At 44.1% G+C, this 15,577-nt stretch carries 14 protein-coding genes; 4 read left to right on the top strand and 10 right to left on the bottom strand.

The features are described 5' to 3' along the window. Positions 1-35 precede the first annotated feature (35 nt). The 3 genes from alr to ACAM37_RS04105 form a co-directional block, all read right to left on the bottom strand. On the bottom strand, positions 36-1,292 hold the full coding sequence (alr, locus tag ACAM37_RS04115) for an alanine racemase (RefSeq protein WP_314027694.1): 1,257 nt from the start codon (positions 1,290-1,292) through the stop codon (positions 36-38). 165 nt (positions 1,293-1,457) lie between these two features. Further along, the gene (gene rraA, locus ACAM37_RS04110; RefSeq protein WP_369626829.1) at positions 1,458-1,973 is read right to left on the bottom strand and encodes a ribonuclease E activity regulator RraA; all 516 of its coding nucleotides are present in this window, start codon (positions 1,971-1,973) and stop codon (positions 1,458-1,460) included. Between the two features lie 44 nt (positions 1,974-2,017). Beyond that, positions 2,018-2,731, bottom strand: a complete 714-nt coding sequence (locus ACAM37_RS04105; RefSeq protein WP_369626646.1) for an NAD-dependent epimerase/dehydratase family protein — start codon at positions 2,729-2,731, stop codon at positions 2,018-2,020. Between the two features lie 350 nt (positions 2,732-3,081). Here ACAM37_RS04105 and rpsT point away from each other — a divergent pair, with 350 nt between their 5' ends. Further along, complete coding sequence (gene rpsT / locus ACAM37_RS04100) at positions 3,082-3,351, top strand: 30S ribosomal protein S20 (RefSeq protein ID WP_007117302.1); 270 nt, start codon at positions 3,082-3,084, stop codon at positions 3,349-3,351. A gap of 179 nt (positions 3,352-3,530) precedes the next feature. Here rpsT and adk read toward each other — a convergent pair whose 3' ends face one another. The 6 genes from adk to ACAM37_RS04070 form a co-directional block, all read right to left on the bottom strand. Next, on the bottom strand, positions 3,531-4,187 hold the full coding sequence (gene adk / locus ACAM37_RS04095) for an adenylate kinase (RefSeq protein WP_096489041.1): 657 nt from the start codon (positions 4,185-4,187) through the stop codon (positions 3,531-3,533). Between the two features lie 261 nt (positions 4,188-4,448). After that, a complete protein-coding gene (gene ccmI, locus ACAM37_RS04090) occupies positions 4,449-5,729 on the bottom strand; it encodes a c-type cytochrome biogenesis protein CcmI (RefSeq protein ID WP_369626645.1) in 1,281 nt (426 codons plus the stop codon). Continuing rightward, positions 5,729-6,253, bottom strand: a complete 525-nt coding sequence (locus tag ACAM37_RS04085; protein ID WP_406877285.1) for a cytochrome c-type biogenesis protein — start codon at positions 6,251-6,253, stop codon at positions 5,729-5,731. Before ACAM37_RS04085 ends, ccmI begins: the two co-directional genes overlap by 1 nt. A 47-nt stretch (positions 6,254-6,300) precedes the next feature. After that, the gene (locus ACAM37_RS04080) at positions 6,301-6,876 is read right to left on the bottom strand and encodes a DsbE family thiol:disulfide interchange protein (RefSeq protein WP_369626644.1); all 576 of its coding nucleotides are present in this window, start codon (positions 6,874-6,876) and stop codon (positions 6,301-6,303) included. After that, positions 6,863-8,947, bottom strand: a complete 2,085-nt coding sequence (locus ACAM37_RS04075) for a heme lyase CcmF/NrfE family subunit (protein WP_369626643.1) — start codon at positions 8,945-8,947, stop codon at positions 6,863-6,865. Before ACAM37_RS04075 ends, ACAM37_RS04080 begins: the two co-directional genes overlap by 14 nt. A 66-nt stretch (positions 8,948-9,013) precedes the next feature. Next, positions 9,014-10,324, bottom strand: a complete 1,311-nt coding sequence (locus ACAM37_RS04070) for a DUF445 domain-containing protein (protein WP_203172000.1) — start codon at positions 10,322-10,324, stop codon at positions 9,014-9,016. A gap of 481 nt (positions 10,325-10,805) precedes the next feature. Here ACAM37_RS04070 and mrdA point away from each other — a divergent pair, with 481 nt between their 5' ends. Next, positions 10,806-12,785 (top strand): penicillin-binding protein 2, encoded by a 1,980-nt coding sequence (gene mrdA, locus ACAM37_RS04065; RefSeq protein ID WP_369626642.1) that lies wholly within the window; start codon positions 10,806-10,808, stop codon positions 12,783-12,785. A 35-nt stretch (positions 12,786-12,820) separates the two neighbouring features. Further along, positions 12,821-13,444 (top strand): 16S rRNA (guanine(966)-N(2))-methyltransferase RsmD, encoded by a 624-nt coding sequence (rsmD, locus tag ACAM37_RS04060; protein WP_369626641.1) that lies wholly within the window; start codon positions 12,821-12,823, stop codon positions 13,442-13,444. A gap of 108 nt (positions 13,445-13,552) precedes the next feature. Here rsmD and ACAM37_RS04055 read toward each other — a convergent pair whose 3' ends face one another. Further along, on the bottom strand, positions 13,553-13,798 hold the full coding sequence (locus ACAM37_RS04055) for a hypothetical protein (RefSeq protein WP_007115268.1): 246 nt from the start codon (positions 13,796-13,798) through the stop codon (positions 13,553-13,555). 385 nt (positions 13,799-14,183) lie between these two features. On the opposite strand from ACAM37_RS04055, the gene ACAM37_RS04050 reads away from it, so the two are divergent. Beyond that, the gene (locus ACAM37_RS04050; protein ID WP_369626640.1) at positions 14,184-15,572 is read left to right on the top strand and encodes a deoxyguanosinetriphosphate triphosphohydrolase; all 1,389 of its coding nucleotides are present in this window, start codon (positions 14,184-14,186) and stop codon (positions 15,570-15,572) included. The last annotated feature ends 5 nt before the right edge of the window (positions 15,573-15,577 follow it).

Genomic DNA, 15,577 nt, shown 5'->3' with positions numbered 1-15,577 from the left:
CGCCAATTTGACGGTGCTTTTTTGTCAAGTTGACGTTATTTTTTGAGCCATTTGGTGATTTGGGCTTTAACAAATTTGGGATTTGAGTTACCCCAGTTGGCGTAGATTTCGGTAAAGAGTGTACCTGTAATATCTTCGATTTCCGACTGGGTGATTTCGACATTGCCTTGTTTACCAAAGATAACCACCTCATCCCCTGCCTTGACATCGGGGTAATCGGTGACATCGACCATAGTGGTATTCATCGAGATTTTGCCCAATGCAGGGACTTTATGACCATTAATTAAGACATGACCTTTGTTGGTAAAGGCGCGACGGTAGCCGTCTGAATAACCGAATGGTAAGTTTGCCAAATAGCTATCTCGTGTCAAGGTATAAGTACGGTCATAGCCAACAGTTGAGCCTTTAGGATAGAAATTGACGCTAGCCACACGGCTTTTGAACGACATAATGTAGTTGAAATCTGGACGTTCATAGTAAGGCTCGCCAAACAAAATCCCTCCTGGACGCACCATATCAAACCAACCTTCTGGCACGTTCAGTGACACAAATGAGTTCGCCGCATGGATGGTGAGTTTTTTACGGTCGAGTTTGGCGGTTTTAATCAGCCAATCGGTGTTTTGTTTAAAACTAGCCAACCCTTTTTGTACATCGGCTTTATCTTCAACAGGAAAATGGGTCATGATACCGACGATGTGGAGATTTTTAAGCTTGGTAATTGCCAAAGCGTCTTGTCTAGATTTCTCAATGCTCAAATCTAAGCCGTTACGGTCCATGCCACCGTCGTTGAGTGCCATATGAAAATTAATGACCACGCCCGCTGCTCGTGCGATATCACTGGCAGTTTGGGCTTGTTTAAGGGTACCAAATAACTCTTCGACATTGTATTTTAAGCCGTCTTCAATTTCTTGGTTGGTCGCCGTACGCACCCGCATCACTCGTCCTTTGTAGCCGTGTTTGCGGGCGATACGGGCTTCCTCGTTACTGGCAATGCCGATACAAGGCACTTGATGTGCAATCACGGTAGGCATCAAATTATCAATGCCAAAGCCATAAGCATCGGCTTTTAAAATCGCACAGATTTGGGATTTACCGCCTAAATGCGCGCGCATCGCTTCAATATTATGCCCGTACGCCTCAGTATCTATTTCAAGCCAAGCATTGGTATTGGCAAGATTAACGATATGAGGATTATCGCCAGCATACGTTAGCGCGGGCGCGGCTTGCGCGGGCGCAGCGTGATACATAACGGTGGCGATGGCAAGCGATAGCAGAGTTTGATGTAGTTTCATAATAATTCCCAAAATGATATGACAATAAAAAATCAGAAAAAGTACGCGCTTTCATGCGCTGATGTTACCGCAGTCAAGCTATATAATCAGTTAATATATCAACAATTGATACGGTTTTTTAACCAACCTAGGTTGCTTTTTAGTTTAGTAGCTTAACTTAGCTCATTAAAGCAACGATGTCGTACTCACAATCATGCCATTATTATCCGCATACACAAAATCGCCATTATTTATCGTCATTCCGCCAAAATTGAGCGTCACACCCACATCGCCCACACCCTTGCGATTGGATTTGCGGGGAATGGCGCCGAGCGCTTGTACGCCGATTGGCATTTTGCCCATATCATCCACATCTCGCACACAGCCATACACAATCACGCCAGCCCAGCCATTATCAACCGCGCTTTGTGCAATCATATCGCCTAGCAAGGCGCAGCGCATTGATGCGCCACCGTCTACCACCAAAACTTTGCCATTGCCTTTCTCATCTTTGCCATTCGTGGCTAACAGCTCTTTAACCCGGCTATTGTCTTCAAAGCATTTGACGGTTACCACTTCACCGCCAAATTTTGTGTTACCGCCATAACTAAAAAAGCGTTTGCCTTCCATGTTGGGTGCACAAACTTGACATTCTGGATTATCATCTAATAAATCGCAGGTAATAAAATTTTCTAAGGTCATATTGCTCATCATCGTTCCTTAAGTCAATCGTTTTTTTGGGAAGGTTAGTTTCTAAACCGCGTCATCGCTAGCATTTCAAAGTTACTGATAACTTGGGTTTTCTTGACGGTATCGACGCGATTAGCACATTTTTCATAGGTATGTTTGATGTGCCAATTGTTACTCACCAGCGCCATTGCCATCGCTACCCTATCGGCTTCTATGGGACGGACAGGCAGTTTTTTAGGCACAATAGGTTTGATGAGTTTATACGCCGTCTGCGCGATGGTTTCAAGTTTACGATCATCGTGTTTGCCAAGCAGCAAAGAGGGACGAAAAATTGCCAACTCTTGAAAGCCTAAATTGCCAATCGCCGTCTCAAGCTCACCTTTGACACGGTTATAAAAAAAGCGACTATCGGCATTGGCGCCCATTGCCGATAACAAAAAAAACCGCTCTACGCCTTTTTGTTTGCAAGCTTTGGCAAATTCGACATTATAGGTAAAGTCGATTTGTCGAAAAGCCGCTTCACTACCCGCTTCCTTAATGGTGGTACCCAGACAGCTAAAAGCATCGGTGTCTTTACCAATCGACAGCGCAGACACAAATTCATGCATTTGATTAAAATCTTTAAGCTGGTAAAAATGCATCGAATCACTCAACCCTTTTGGCTGAGAGCGCGCAATGATAATGACTTTTTGATAGAGACTGCCAAGCTGAGTGAGTAATGAATTGCCTACCAACCCGGTTGCACCGATAATTAATGCTGTGCGCTGCATAAAACAATGACCTCAGTATGAATATTTTATGAGTTTTTAATGTCATTTTATTTAATCACAGATAATCAAAACTTTCACCTACAAATACGTTTTTTTCAGCGTTGGTGGGCATTGCGCGATGGTTTTTTGGTCAACAGACGAAATACGCTGAATAATCTGCCGAATAAGTTGTCATTGTAGCGTGAGTTTGCTAAAATAGCGGGCTTTAAATCCGCTTGATATCGTTAATTGTGTTTCCGTGTCTAGTGATTCAAGGATTCAAGCAACCCTAACTACCCGTGTCTGTAATAAGCGAATGGCTGCTCACTTACTAACAGATCGATTTATATTGCAAATCCAAGGAGATTTACGTGGCAAATTCTGCACAAGCTCGCAAACGCGCTCGTCAAAACGTTAAACGTCGTCAATTAAAAGCATCACAACGTTCTATGGTTCGTACTTTCATCAAACATGTGGTAAAAGCCGTTGAAGATAAAAATTACGAAGCAGCGACTGAAGCTTACAAAAAAGCAGTTCCAGTGATTGACCGTATTGCTGACAAAGGCGTGATTCACAAAAACAAAGCAGCACGTCATAAAAGCCGCTTAAACAAAGCAATTAAAGCCCTTAAAACTGCTTAATTGTTTGTTGCATTAAAAAAGCCAATTCATATTGAATTGGCTTTTTTATTGAGACTGATTTAGCTATAAAATTGATTTAGTTATAAAAAAAAGCTGAAATCAAAATTTCAGCTTTTTATTTAGCTTACCTAATATTAATTTTCTTAAAAACCCATTGACGCTTTTAATCATGGTTTTAATTATGCTTTTAACTCGGCAAGGACTTGTTCACTGACTTTATCAATCGCTTGTGTACCATCAAATTTAGCATAGCGCGGCGCATTTTGACCTGATTTTGCCAAGTCTTGATAAAAACCAACCAAAGCTTCTGTTTGGTTATGATAAGTCGCTAAACGATCGCGGATGGTATCTTCTTTATCATCATCACGCTGAACCAAGTCTTCACCGGTTTCGTCATCTTTACCTTCCACTTTGGGTGGATTATAGACCACATGGTACACGCGACCTGAAGCAGGATGAGAGCGACGACCTGACAAACGAGACACGATGTCTTCATCAGGTACGGCAATTTCTACCACGTTATCGATGTGTACGCCTGCATCCGCTAACGCTTGCGCTTGTGGAATGGTACGCGGAAAGCCATCAAAAATACAGCCGTTGGCACAATCTGGCTGCGCAATACGGGCTTTAACTAGGTTGATAATTAAATCATCTGAGACAAGTCCGCCGGCATCCATGATACTTTTGGCTTGTTTGCCAAGCTCAGTACCTTCTTTGATAGCGGCACGTAGCATATCACCTGTTGAGATTTGTGGAATATTAAATTCCTTGGTGATGATTTGTGCTTGGGTACCCTTACCAGCGCCAGGTGGCCCTAAAAGAATAATACGCTTCATAAACCTATTCCTTAAGTCGAAATTATTAAAATCGCCCTATCTCATTACTGCAATAGCAAAAAAGACCCACAAATGGTGTGTTCGAATAACTAACAGTTTTGAAATACTGGGTTAACAATACTCGTTAACCGCTAAAATCTCAAGCAATTTTTGCAAAATAATTTAAATTGATAGGGGTATTAAAAATAAAAATGTGGCAAGATTTAATTCACTTCCTAATCAATTAAGCCCCTATTCAATCGAGAGATTTTTCATAACCATTTAAGGCACGATTTTATCAATCAATACCGTTGTCGAGTCAGCCGTTTTCTCTAGCGGTACGGGGTTACTCGTCAAGTCGCCACTTTGCGGCATGGCGTCACCTGAAGCACTAACACGGGCAGTAATCACCAATGGCTCATTCGTGCTAATCGCCGAGCTTAAGGTCATCGTTGGCATAATGCTATCGTTATCGCTGATATTGATTGCCATACCATTGATGGTTAAGCTATCTGCTGACAGTTTTTTGGCAGCAACAGGGGGACCACCTGCCATCTTGCGCACATTAACAAATAAGCTTTCGCCTTTTTTCACCCGCCCTAATATCTCAGGGGTGACTTTGACATTGACTGTAATCGCCTGTTCGCCTTGGGCTTCACGCTGATTGATAGTCTGCTCAAGTTCAGATAGGCTGCTTAAGGCTTGGGTATGATCGCCAGGACGCGCTTGGATTTCGGTGCGTAGCAGTTCTACCCATTTTCGAGACTGCGCGTAATTGCCCGCTCGCATTTCACCCATTGCCATCAGCATCTGTGCGCCTTGGTGTTTGGGACTTTTGGCTAGAATATGCTCAACCACTTGACGGGTTTTGTCATCCATTACCCCGCCTTGGGTAAAAAAGCTAGTTTGCGCGTAGGTAATGGCGATTTTTTCATCATCAGGATTGAGACGATACGCCCTTGCCAAAGCTTCAATTGCTTGCTCGGGTGCTTGCAAGGCTACAAACACTTCAGAGAGACGAAACCAACGTAGCGGATCGGTGGCATGATGATGCACGTTGGTTTGCATGGCACTAATCAGTCCCACACTGTCTTTGGTTGCCCATTCTGGCGGGGTATCGATTTTTGCGGTCAGCAAATCATCCGCGACTTGTCCCAAGCGATTTTGTGCATCCCATAATTGATAGACGGGCGTGCGATCGCCAATCATCACATAAGCCATCACAGATAATAGCGGAATCCAGATGATAACTATCAGACGGCTTTTCCAATTGGGGGTAAAATGGCTGGTATCTTGATTGTCACTGATGTCTAGTAATTGACGCTCTAACGCCAGTTTTTGGGTTTGATAAGTCGCCTCATCGATTTGACCCTCGTCAAAATCGGCATCAAGTTCTACCAACCGTTGTTTAAATACTTCAATATTGAGCGTTAGTAACTGATTATCAGCGCGATTGGCGATGGCATGATGGTCTTGGGTTTGCAACCAAGGTAACAGAATAAATACCGCAAGCGTGATAGCAAACAAAAGTGCGACAATGATAAAAATAATTAGCGTTGACATTAATTTTCCTTACCGACTGCTTGATTGATTTCACTAGTTTTAGCATTGGCAGCATTATCATTGGCGTTTAACAAATCTTGTAATCGCTGTTGTTCGGCGGCTGAGAGTGGCGCATAACCCTCTTCTATGGGATTGGCGATGACAGCGGCACGTTTTGACGAATTACGGTTACGAATAAACCAAGCCAGCATCACAAACACCAACAACACAGGCGGAAAAAACCATAAAATCCAGGTGGATGGGCGCACAGGTGGTTTGTAGCTAATAAAGTCACCGTAGCGCTCATTCATATACTGGCGAATTTCGGCGTCGGAACGACCGTCTTTGACCATGTCATAAGTCTTTTGTTTTAAATCTTGTGCAATTGGCGCATCGGAACCTGCCAAGTTTTGATTTTGACATTTTGGACAACGAAACTCTTCGATAAGCGCACGATACTGGGCTTCTTGGCGCGGGTTGTCAAATTGGTAGGTATCAATATTTGCCCAAGCCGATATGGATAACCCTGCGACTAACAATACCATAGCCATCGCCCTGACTATCAAATGAAGAGTTTTTGAAAATGTGATACTCATTGGCACACCTCACGGATTTTAGCATCGGCGGCTTGTTCACGCAGCGCAGTCATACAAGGCAATACTTGCTTGTTGTAGCGATCTTCGTTGATTTCACCCAAGATATGCTGGCGCACATTGCCTTTGCCATCAACCACAAACGACTCTGGCACACCCGTCAGACCCAAATCAATGCCAAAATTCCCTTCTTTGTCTTGCACATTGAGGGTAAATGGGTCTTCATGGGTGTTGAGATAATCAAGCGCGTCTTTGGTTTCATCTTTATAATTGACTCCAACAATCGGTACGCCTGTCTTTGACATTTGCAGTAAAAACGGGTGTTCAACTTTACAAGTCACGCACCAAGACGCCCATACATTGAGTAAAAATGGCTGTTTGGGTAGCTGTGCTTGGGTAATCATTTGTGACGGGTTACCCAAAGACGGTAAGCTAAAACTTGGCAAAGCGCGATTGAGCGAGGTATTGGTTACTACTGTGGTATCTTTGCCCAACCGCGTATAAAACAGCGCAATGATAATCAAAAAAAGCACCAAAGGAATCAAAAACCAAAGTTGTCTTTTACGCATTGCCATGAGCACTCTCCTGACCTAACTCACTGTCATTTTTTACTAACACGGGGGCGTTTGCCGCTGCTGTGTTAATCGCTGCTAAATTCCCCGACTTGTCATCATTTATATCAGCAAGTCTCGGTAGTTTACGATAGCGTTTATCAAACATACTTAAAATCGCACCGAGCGCCAGCACAAAACCGCCCCACCACACCCAGCGTACGCCAGGTTTGATATAGATACGCACCGCCCATTTATCGGCAGTCGCTTCCGTTTGATTCACCCCTAAAATCGGCTCACCCATTGCCATGTAGATATCTCTTAATGGGTTGTACTGGATAGAAGCTTCGGTCATGGGCATTTGACTGACCACATAATGGCGTTTTTCTGGATAAAGGGTGGCGACTATTTGGTTATTTTTACGAACACTGACCACCGCTTGGGTGGCATCAAAGTTGGCGCCGCGAATTTTTTTTAGCTCATCCATCGTGAACTGGTAGCCCTGTACTTCAACCGATTGGTTTTTTTGCATGGCAATGTCTTTTTCGATACTTAGGCTTGTGGTAATGGCAATGCCCATCACGGATAGTAAAATACCCAAATGCGCTAGCTGCATTCCCCAATAGCCCATGTGCAGACGTTTCAGCCCAGCGCCCAGCGAGCGCGCGTTACGGGTTTTGTCTTTGATATCAATCACCATCCATACCAACACCCATAAACACAGTGCCGCTGACATAAAGATGTTGATATTGATGCCACTCACCAAGAAATAGCTTAAAACCCCGGCTAACACAAAACAGCTGGCTAAAATCGCCAAGCCTATACCCAACAATGGACGAGTGTCTTTTTTCCAACGGCTGACCGGTCCAATGGCTAAAAACAACAACAATAACCAAGTTAACGGCACAAATAACGCATTAAAATAAGGCGCACCGACCGATACTTGACCCAGTTTTAACGCATCGGCTAACATTGGATAAAGTGTGCCAATCACCACCACGATGGTTGCGACTAATATTATAATGTTATTGATGACCAATAATGTCTCACGAGATTTAAGCTGATAATGGCTTTCTTGGGTCAAACGCCAACCGCGCCACGCAAACATCGCCAGACCGCCACCGATTACCACGCCCAAAATCACTAGGATAAACAGACCGCGGGTAGGGTCTGCGGCAAATGAGTGAACCGAGGTAATGACCCCCGAACGTACCAAAAAAGTGCCCAATAAACTCAAGGCAAAAGTGAAAATCGCCAACATAATCGTCCAAGCTTTGAACACGCCGCGCTTTTCAGTAACTGCCAATGAGTGTAATAATGCGACCCCACCGAGCCAAGGCATAAAAGACGCGTTTTCCACAGGATCCCAAAACCACCAGCCGCCCCAGCCAAGCTCGTTGTATGCCCACATTGAGCCAAACACGATGCCAAGTGTCAAACAGCTCCAAGCCGCTAGTGTCCAAGGACGCGACCAACGCGTCCACACCGCATCTAACCGACCCGCCCACAATGCTGCCATGGCAAAAGCAAACGGTACTACCGCGCCCACATAGCCCATATACAGCATCGGCGGATGAAAGATCAATCCGGGGTCTTGCAGTAGTGGATTCAAATCTTTGCCATCCACGGGGATGCTGGGTAGACTGCGATTAAAAGGTGACGACACAAAAATCACCATGCTTAGCATCATCATTTGCACAAAGGCTATAATCACCAACACGCGTGCGCGCATGGCAAGCGGCAAGCTTCGACTAAAAACGGCCACCGCCGCGCCCCAAGTCGCCAAAATGGTGACCCACAGTAACAGTGAGCCTTCATGCCCGCCCCACGTGGCGGATAGACGATAGTACCAAGGTAGCAGAGAATTTGACTGATTGGCGACATAAATCAACGTAAAATCATTGGCATAAAACCCATACATCAGGCACAAAAATGACGTACCGGTTGCCAAAAACTGCGCAATGGCAAAACTTCCCGCCAGTCGTTGCCAAGCAGGTTGGTGTTTAAACACCCCCACTGCTGGCAAAATAACCTGTAAAATGGCAATCACCAAGGCTGAAATAAGCGCAAAATAGCCCAATTCAGTAATTAACATACCCACTGCTCCTATCGCTGTAGTGGTTATCACACTGTAGAATTTTCACCAAAAAAATGGGTCAAACTAATAAAACACTAATATCAAATGTATCCAGCCCGCCAAAAACCCTGTCACACCGCCCAAAATAATCAGTGTTAATTCATCTTCACGAAAGGCAGGACGCAACAGATTTTGAAATTCATTGGGCGTCAATGCGCGAATACGGTCTCGAAACAGCCCAAAGATTTTTTCTGCGCGGCTAAGGTTTAGCTCAGGATTACTCATCGGCACCATAGTCGCTGCAATTGACTTATCAATAATCACGTGTCTGAGCTGACCAAACTCTTTACGACCCAAACCAAATTTCAAGCTTGTTTGAATCACCTGTGATTCCAACATTGGGTTTAGGTGTTTTTTAATCAGCTCACGCGTTTGCATCGCACGGCTGCCATACATCATTTCATACATGATGTTTTTGAGCGTGACCAAATCTTTGACCACAATCTCAGCAAACACCTCAGAGACCTCAGGCTGGCGTTTCATAAAACCACCTTGCCAGTTAAATTGTCCCATATGCGGTTTTTCAAAGCGGATAAACGGCAGCGATTTGCTAAAACTAAAAAATTTGGGATAGCGATAATAATGCGGCTCAATCGGATTAAACACCATCCAGATGGCAATCCAATTGGTCAACAGCCCCCAAATCGCGGCAAAAAACGGCACCGTCCAATGCTGCGGCACAAACCAAAAAATCGCCATCTGCAAAATACCAAATACAAACCCAATCAGCGCACTGATATGCCAAATAAAATTAATCTCTTTTTGACCTACCTTCAAAAACATCCGCACCATCAGCGCACGGTCGCTTTCCATCTTGTTGACAATCATCTCGCGCATATCAACCAAGTTTTCGACATTGTAGGTCAAGTCGAGCACCAGATTTTTCATGATGGCTGGCAATTGCTCGTGTCCATAGGCATAGATACGGCGTTTGACAGCAAAAGGCAGATTCGCCCATAGCGTTGCCGAGCGCTCATTCATGATTTCATCAATCAGCAAATCCAAGTTTTGGTTCATGGTTTGGCTGATAAAATCCGCCACTTCTTCAGGGTGCATGGCTTGGAAAAACTCATCGAGCGAGCCAAGCTTGGATAAAGTTTGGTCAACGATAATCCCGGATATTTTACCCGCTTTGCGTGGCACAATGCCCTGCCAGCCGATACCGCCGCCTGGGAAACCTTGAATCTTAATGCCCCAAAAATGAATGGGATAAAATAGCATCTTGAGCGCCATCCATACATGCGCCCAAGTCACGATTGCTGTCACAAATGGAATGGTCAGCATGGCGAAAAATTGCGGATGGGTTGCAAGCTTGTGCCAAATTTCTGCAAACATATCAAAAAAGCTCACATGGTGAAAAAGCTAAAATCAAAGGACCATAAAACCGAGATGACATTACAAGGTTTGCTTGACAACGTCTGTAGTATGGGTGCGTTAATATGGGTGCGTTCAAACCGCTAGATTTTAGCACAGAAAGATATATTTTGCCTGAAGAAGTTATATTTTTAGCGGTTTTGATTCCCTATGTTGCCATCCATATTGCCGTCAATACTGCTATCATAATTTGATACATTTTTTTGTCAGCAGCCGTTAGTTATTTGCGATTTTGACAGGATTTGGGCATGCTAATTTGCCACATTTTATGCTAGTATATCGCTCTTAAATTTTGATTTTAGCCATCAGACTTAAGCCACCCATACTTAAGCCACCCATATAGGAGCTTAGTAGCTGGGTGATATCCCTATATTTGCATTAAGCTAAACGTTCATCGCACCGCGACCCTTTTTAAAACCGTTCTAATTGCTGTTACCCACTTATGAAACCACCCCATTCTTCAGATATGCAACGTGAAAATCTTATCTTTCGCCGCCGGGTAATTTTGGCATCAGTGTTTGTTTTTTTGGGCTTGGTTGGCTTGATTGTACGCTATGCTTATCTACAAATTTATACCCACGACCAGTACGTCACCCAGTCTGACAATAATCGTATCAAACTGGTTTCTGCGCCGCCCAGTCGCGGCTACATTTATGACCGGAACGGCGTAATTTTGGCAGATAACCAGCCTGTTTTTACCGCTGTTATCAGTCCTGATGAAATTGACAATCCTGACAATACCTTGGCACTACTCACCCCGATTTTTCAGTTGACACCTGAAGAAATCAGTGAAGCTTCAAAAGCCCTTAAAAAAAGTAAAAATGAACCTGTCACCATTAAAATCGGACTTACCGAACAGCAAGTTGCCCAGTTTAGTGAACGTAAACCGTTTTTTAAAGGCGTGACAATTCAAAGTAAACTTACGCGCACCTATCCCTACAGCGATTTATTTGCCCATGTGATTGGCTATGTTGGGCGTATCAGCGACAATGATAGTAAAAAGCTGGATAAAAAGCTGTATGCAGGCACCGATTTGATTGGTAAAACAGGGATTGAAAAATATTACGAGTCGCTGCTACTGGGCAAACCCGGTTATCAATCAATTGAAACCAATGCCTATGGCGATATCATCAAAAAACTCGATACCAAACCGCCCATTCCCGGCAATGATATTTATCTAAGCCTTGATTATGGCTTACAAAAATTGACCAGCGATTTGTTAAATGGTAAACGCGGCGCAGCGGTGGCTATTGACCCCAACACTGGCGAGATTTTAGCCTTTGTGAGCAACCCAAGTTTTGACCCCAATCCCTTTATCACTGGAATTAGTAGCAGAGAATACAAGGCACTGCAACAAGACCCCGACATGCCACTGTACAACCGTGCGCTACAAGGGCAATACCCCCCGGGTTCTTCTATCAAACCGATTGAGGGTTTGGCAGGGATTCATTACGGCATAATGGGATGGGACAGTAGTATTTATGATCCGGGTTATTTTAGTCTGCCTGGCGATAGCCATAAATTTCGTGACTGGAAAAAATCGGGTCATGGTAACGTCAATTTGCATAAATCCGTGGTCGAATCTGTCGATACCTACTACTACAAGCTGTCTTATCAACTGGGTATTGACCGGCTTCATGATTGGATGACGCGTTTTAATTTTGGTAGTAAAACAGGGATTGATTTGCCGGGAGAGAAAACCGGCGTCTACCCTTCTACTGAATGGAAAATGAAAACTTACAAAAAAGCCTGGTTGCCTGGGGAAACCATTTCTGTGAGTATTGGGCAAGGGTATTTTTTGGCGACACCCTTACAGATTGCCAATGGTATCGCCATGCTAGCCGGTGATGGACAGCATTTAACCCCCCATCTGCTTAAAAAATCCACCGGTGCCGAACATGTCACCCCTATTGAAAAGCCCGATGGTAAAATTCAATACAACGGTAACCCCAATGATTGGCAGCGTATGCACCTAGCGATGGAAGATGTGGTCAAAAAAGGCACAGCGCATAATATTTACACGCCAACTTATCGCATCGCTGGCAAAACAGGCACAGCGCAGGTCAAATCTATCGCACAAGGTAAACGCTATAACGAAGCCGCGCTTGACTCGCGTCACTGGGATCATGGCTGGTTTGTTGGTTTTGCCCCAGTAGAAAACCCGCAAATTGCCATTGCCGTTATCGTAGAAAATGGGCGCCATGGTGGCTGGGTAGCGCCAATTGTGCGTAAAATGATGGATTACTGGCTCATTGATAAAATCAAAAAACCGATTGTGCCACCGTCCCCTGAAGAACTTGTCAAAATCAATGCCGAAAAACAAGCTGCCAAATTGCAACGTGAAGCGTTAGTTTTGTCAGGTAAACCTATTATCGCAAAACCCAATACCGCCAAACTCACTGCAGTGGGTGGCGCTGACTGACGTAATGCAGCTGTCCAAACTATGATGTCCGAACTATGATGTCCAAAATTAGCAAACGACCCAATAAAGCGACCAAATCCCCGCCAGTTTCTCACGTGCGTATTATCGGCGGCGAGTATCGTCGGCGTTTGGTAGCGTTTATCGATGCCGATGGGTTGCGACCAACCCCCGACCGTGTCCGAGAGACAATATTTAACTGGCTTGCCGATGATTTAGTCAATGCCAAGGTACTAGATTGCTGTGCTGGTAGTGGGGTTCTCGGTTTTGAAGCCTTGTCGCGGGGTGCCAAGCAGTTAACTTCTATCGAGCCTATCCATGAGCAATGTAGGCAAATTAAAGCCACCCAATCCCTGTTAGGTATTGCTGATACAAAAATTGTGACAATGGAAGCTACGATACAACATGCCTTAACACAACTGGCAAACACCGAGCCGTTTGATGTGGTGTTTATCGACCCGCCTTATCAACTAGCGTTATGGGATACAATTTTGCATGGGTTAATCAACCATCAGTTAATTCATCCGCAGACATTACTGTATATCGAAAGCGATCAAGATCATAGCCACCTGTTAGAATCTTTTACCGCGTCACTTGAGCCACTTAAATATAAAAAAATGGGGCAAATTTTTGCCGGCATTTATCAGCTAAAAGCGCTTTAATTTAAAGCATTTCAATTCAAAGCCCTTGAACTTAGCCATTAAAAAACCGACTGGATTAACCCAGTCGGCAGATATAATAACCATTCACGCCTAATAGCAAACCCACTATTAGCTTTTAATGCATATACCCACTTGTACGGCAGACGCTGACGGACATAAATATTTTGATGACTGTCCTTTTAAGTTGTTGGCTTCATACAGATAACTGACCCCAACCACCATCAAAAATGTCACCACGAGCGCTAACATAATCACCAGCACAACACTATGAATGTTGATTTTGGATTGATGGCGCGTCACTTCTACACTATCATCGGCATCTTTATCGTTCGTATTGTTAGCTTGATGGATCATAAATTGTGTCCTAAAAAATTTGAAATTTAACCGATTAAATTTCATCGTGTTACTTAGCAACTATCCATATACGACATAGACCGAAAACTATGCGTGGTAGGGCTATAAAAGCAATTTACAAAGGTAATCAAATATTACATTTATCTTATATTGATTACATTCTACAATGTATTTATTACTAAATTATAACAATAATAAAAAATTACACAATTGTTTTATCAGAAAAGTTCCTATTTGGTCATTTTTTGCGATAAATGGTATAGTGTCGTCAAATCTTTGAAAAAATATTCATCCAAACTGGTTAATAATCAATTATCTAGCTAGAATCAATTAGCTAGTTAGTTAATCCCATCCACCCCATTTTTCTGTAAGACTGAAAATAATAATGAAAAAAAATACACACAAGCAGTGGCAAGCGCTGTTATCTGCCAAACCTATCTATCATAGCAATCAGTTTACCCAATCCAAGATGTCAAGGACGGCATTTCATAAGGACTATGACAGGCTGGTTTTTTCGCAATCTTTTCGCCAATTGAATCAAAAAACCCAAGTGCATCCGTTAACTCATGAGATGGGTATTCATACCCGCTTAACCCATTCGCTTGAAGTGTCTTGTATTGGTCGCTCGCTAGGGATGATGAGCGCGGAGAAACTCGGTAATAACTTGCCAAGCGGCTTTACGATTTCGGACATGGGAGTCATTGTGCAGGCAGCTTGTTTGGCACATGACATCGGTAACCCCCCGTTTGGGCATGCAGGTGAGCAGGCGATTCGAGATTGGTTTTTTCAGCCTGCGCAGCGCCAATATCTAAGGCGGCTTACCCCACGCCAGCAAATAGATTTATTAGCGTATGAAGGCAATGCGCAAGGTTTTCGACTGCTGACCCGTAACGAGCATCATCCCGATGAAGGTGGCATGCGCTTGACAGCGGCGACGCTGGGCGCTTTTATGAAATACCCTTATCTTTCCACCCCTATCAATTCAGTCAGTGACAGTGACTTACTGCCCTCGCCCTTAACGCTCAAGAAATTTGGCTGTTTTGAAAGTGAAGCGCCGTTTTTGCATGATTTGGCGGAGCAGCTGCGACTACCCAAGACCCTAAGAGGTTATGCGCGGCATCCATTGGCTTATTTGCTAGAAGCCGCCGATGATATCTGTTATGCGCTGATTGATTTGGAAGATGGGATTTTACTGGGTATGTTAGCGTATCATGAAGTTGAGCCACTGCTGCTCAAACTCGTCGGTAAACGGCTTGGGGTACCATCTGAAGTCACGACTAATGCGCCTATCAGCCAAAAATTAGCCGCACTACGGGGGCGAGCAATGCGGCGATTGGTAGACAAAGTCACTGATGCGTTTGTTGCCAACCAAGCTGCTTTATTGGCAGGTGAGCTGACGGGCAGCTTATTTGACTACTGCCCCAATAACGTACGCAGTAGTATCAGTGAAGCCAAAAGCCTAGCCCATACCCGTATTTTTCAACATCCAAGCAAAGTACGGGTTGAAATCATGTCGAACCGCTGTTTACATACGCTACTTGATGCGTTTATGCCGCTGGCGTTGACGGGTGATTCCACAGACAGTATTTCTCAGTTTGAGCAATTACGACTGCTTAATCTATTAAATGCCCATTTAAGCAATGTTAGTCGGCAGTTAGGGGATGATGTTTATCAAAATATGTTGTGTATTTTAGACATGCTGACTGGCATGAATGATCATGAAGCCTATCGGCTCGCGCAAGCATTAAAGGGCAATTGGTCGGTGAATATTTAAACCTC

The organism is Moraxella sp. K23 (genome assembly GCF_041154765.1).
In the GTDB taxonomy this organism is placed as follows: Bacteria; Pseudomonadota; Gammaproteobacteria; order Pseudomonadales; family Moraxellaceae; genus Faucicola; species Faucicola tetraodonis.
Note: the sequence above shows the minus strand (reverse complement) of the source record. Positions and strands in the feature narration are given on the sequence as shown.

Bases quoted from the DNA above. Each gene is read 5' to 3' on its own strand.
- alr (WP_314027694.1), bottom strand. From the start codon at position 1,292: ATGAAACTACATCAAACTCTGCTATCGCTTGCCATCGCCACCGTTATG.
- rraA (WP_369626829.1), bottom strand. From the start codon at position 1,973: ATGACCTTAGAAAATTTTATTACCTGCGATTTATTAGATGATAATCCA.
- ACAM37_RS04105 (WP_369626646.1), bottom strand. From the start codon at position 2,731: ATGCAGCGCACAGCATTAATTATCGGTGCAACCGGGTTGGTAGGCAAT.
- adk (WP_096489041.1), bottom strand. From the start codon at position 4,187: ATGAAGCGTATTATTCTTTTAGGGCCACCTGGCGCTGGTAAGGGTACC.
- ccmI (WP_369626645.1), bottom strand. From the start codon at position 5,729: ATGTCAACGCTAATTATTTTTATCATTGTCGCACTTTTGTTTGCTATC.
- ACAM37_RS04085 (WP_406877285.1), bottom strand. From the start codon at position 6,253: ATGGTATTGTTAGTCGCAGGGTTATCCATATCGGCTTGGGCAAATATT.
- ACAM37_RS04080 (WP_369626644.1), bottom strand. From the start codon at position 6,876: ATGGCAATGCGTAAAAGACAACTTTGGTTTTTGATTCCTTTGGTGCTT.
- ACAM37_RS04075 (WP_369626643.1), bottom strand. From the start codon at position 8,947: ATGTTAATTACTGAATTGGGCTATTTTGCGCTTATTTCAGCCTTGGTG.
- ACAM37_RS04070 (WP_203172000.1), bottom strand. From the start codon at position 10,324: ATGTTTGCAGAAATTTGGCACAAGCTTGCAACCCATCCGCAATTTTTC.
- mrdA (WP_369626642.1), top strand. From the start codon at position 10,806: ATGAAACCACCCCATTCTTCAGATATGCAACGTGAAAATCTTATCTTT.
- rsmD (WP_369626641.1), top strand. From the start codon at position 12,821: ATGATGTCCAAAATTAGCAAACGACCCAATAAAGCGACCAAATCCCCG.
- ACAM37_RS04055 (WP_007115268.1), bottom strand. From the start codon at position 13,798: ATGATCCATCAAGCTAACAATACGAACGATAAAGATGCCGATGATAGT.
- ACAM37_RS04050 (WP_369626640.1), top strand. From the start codon at position 14,184: ATGAAAAAAAATACACACAAGCAGTGGCAAGCGCTGTTATCTGCCAAA.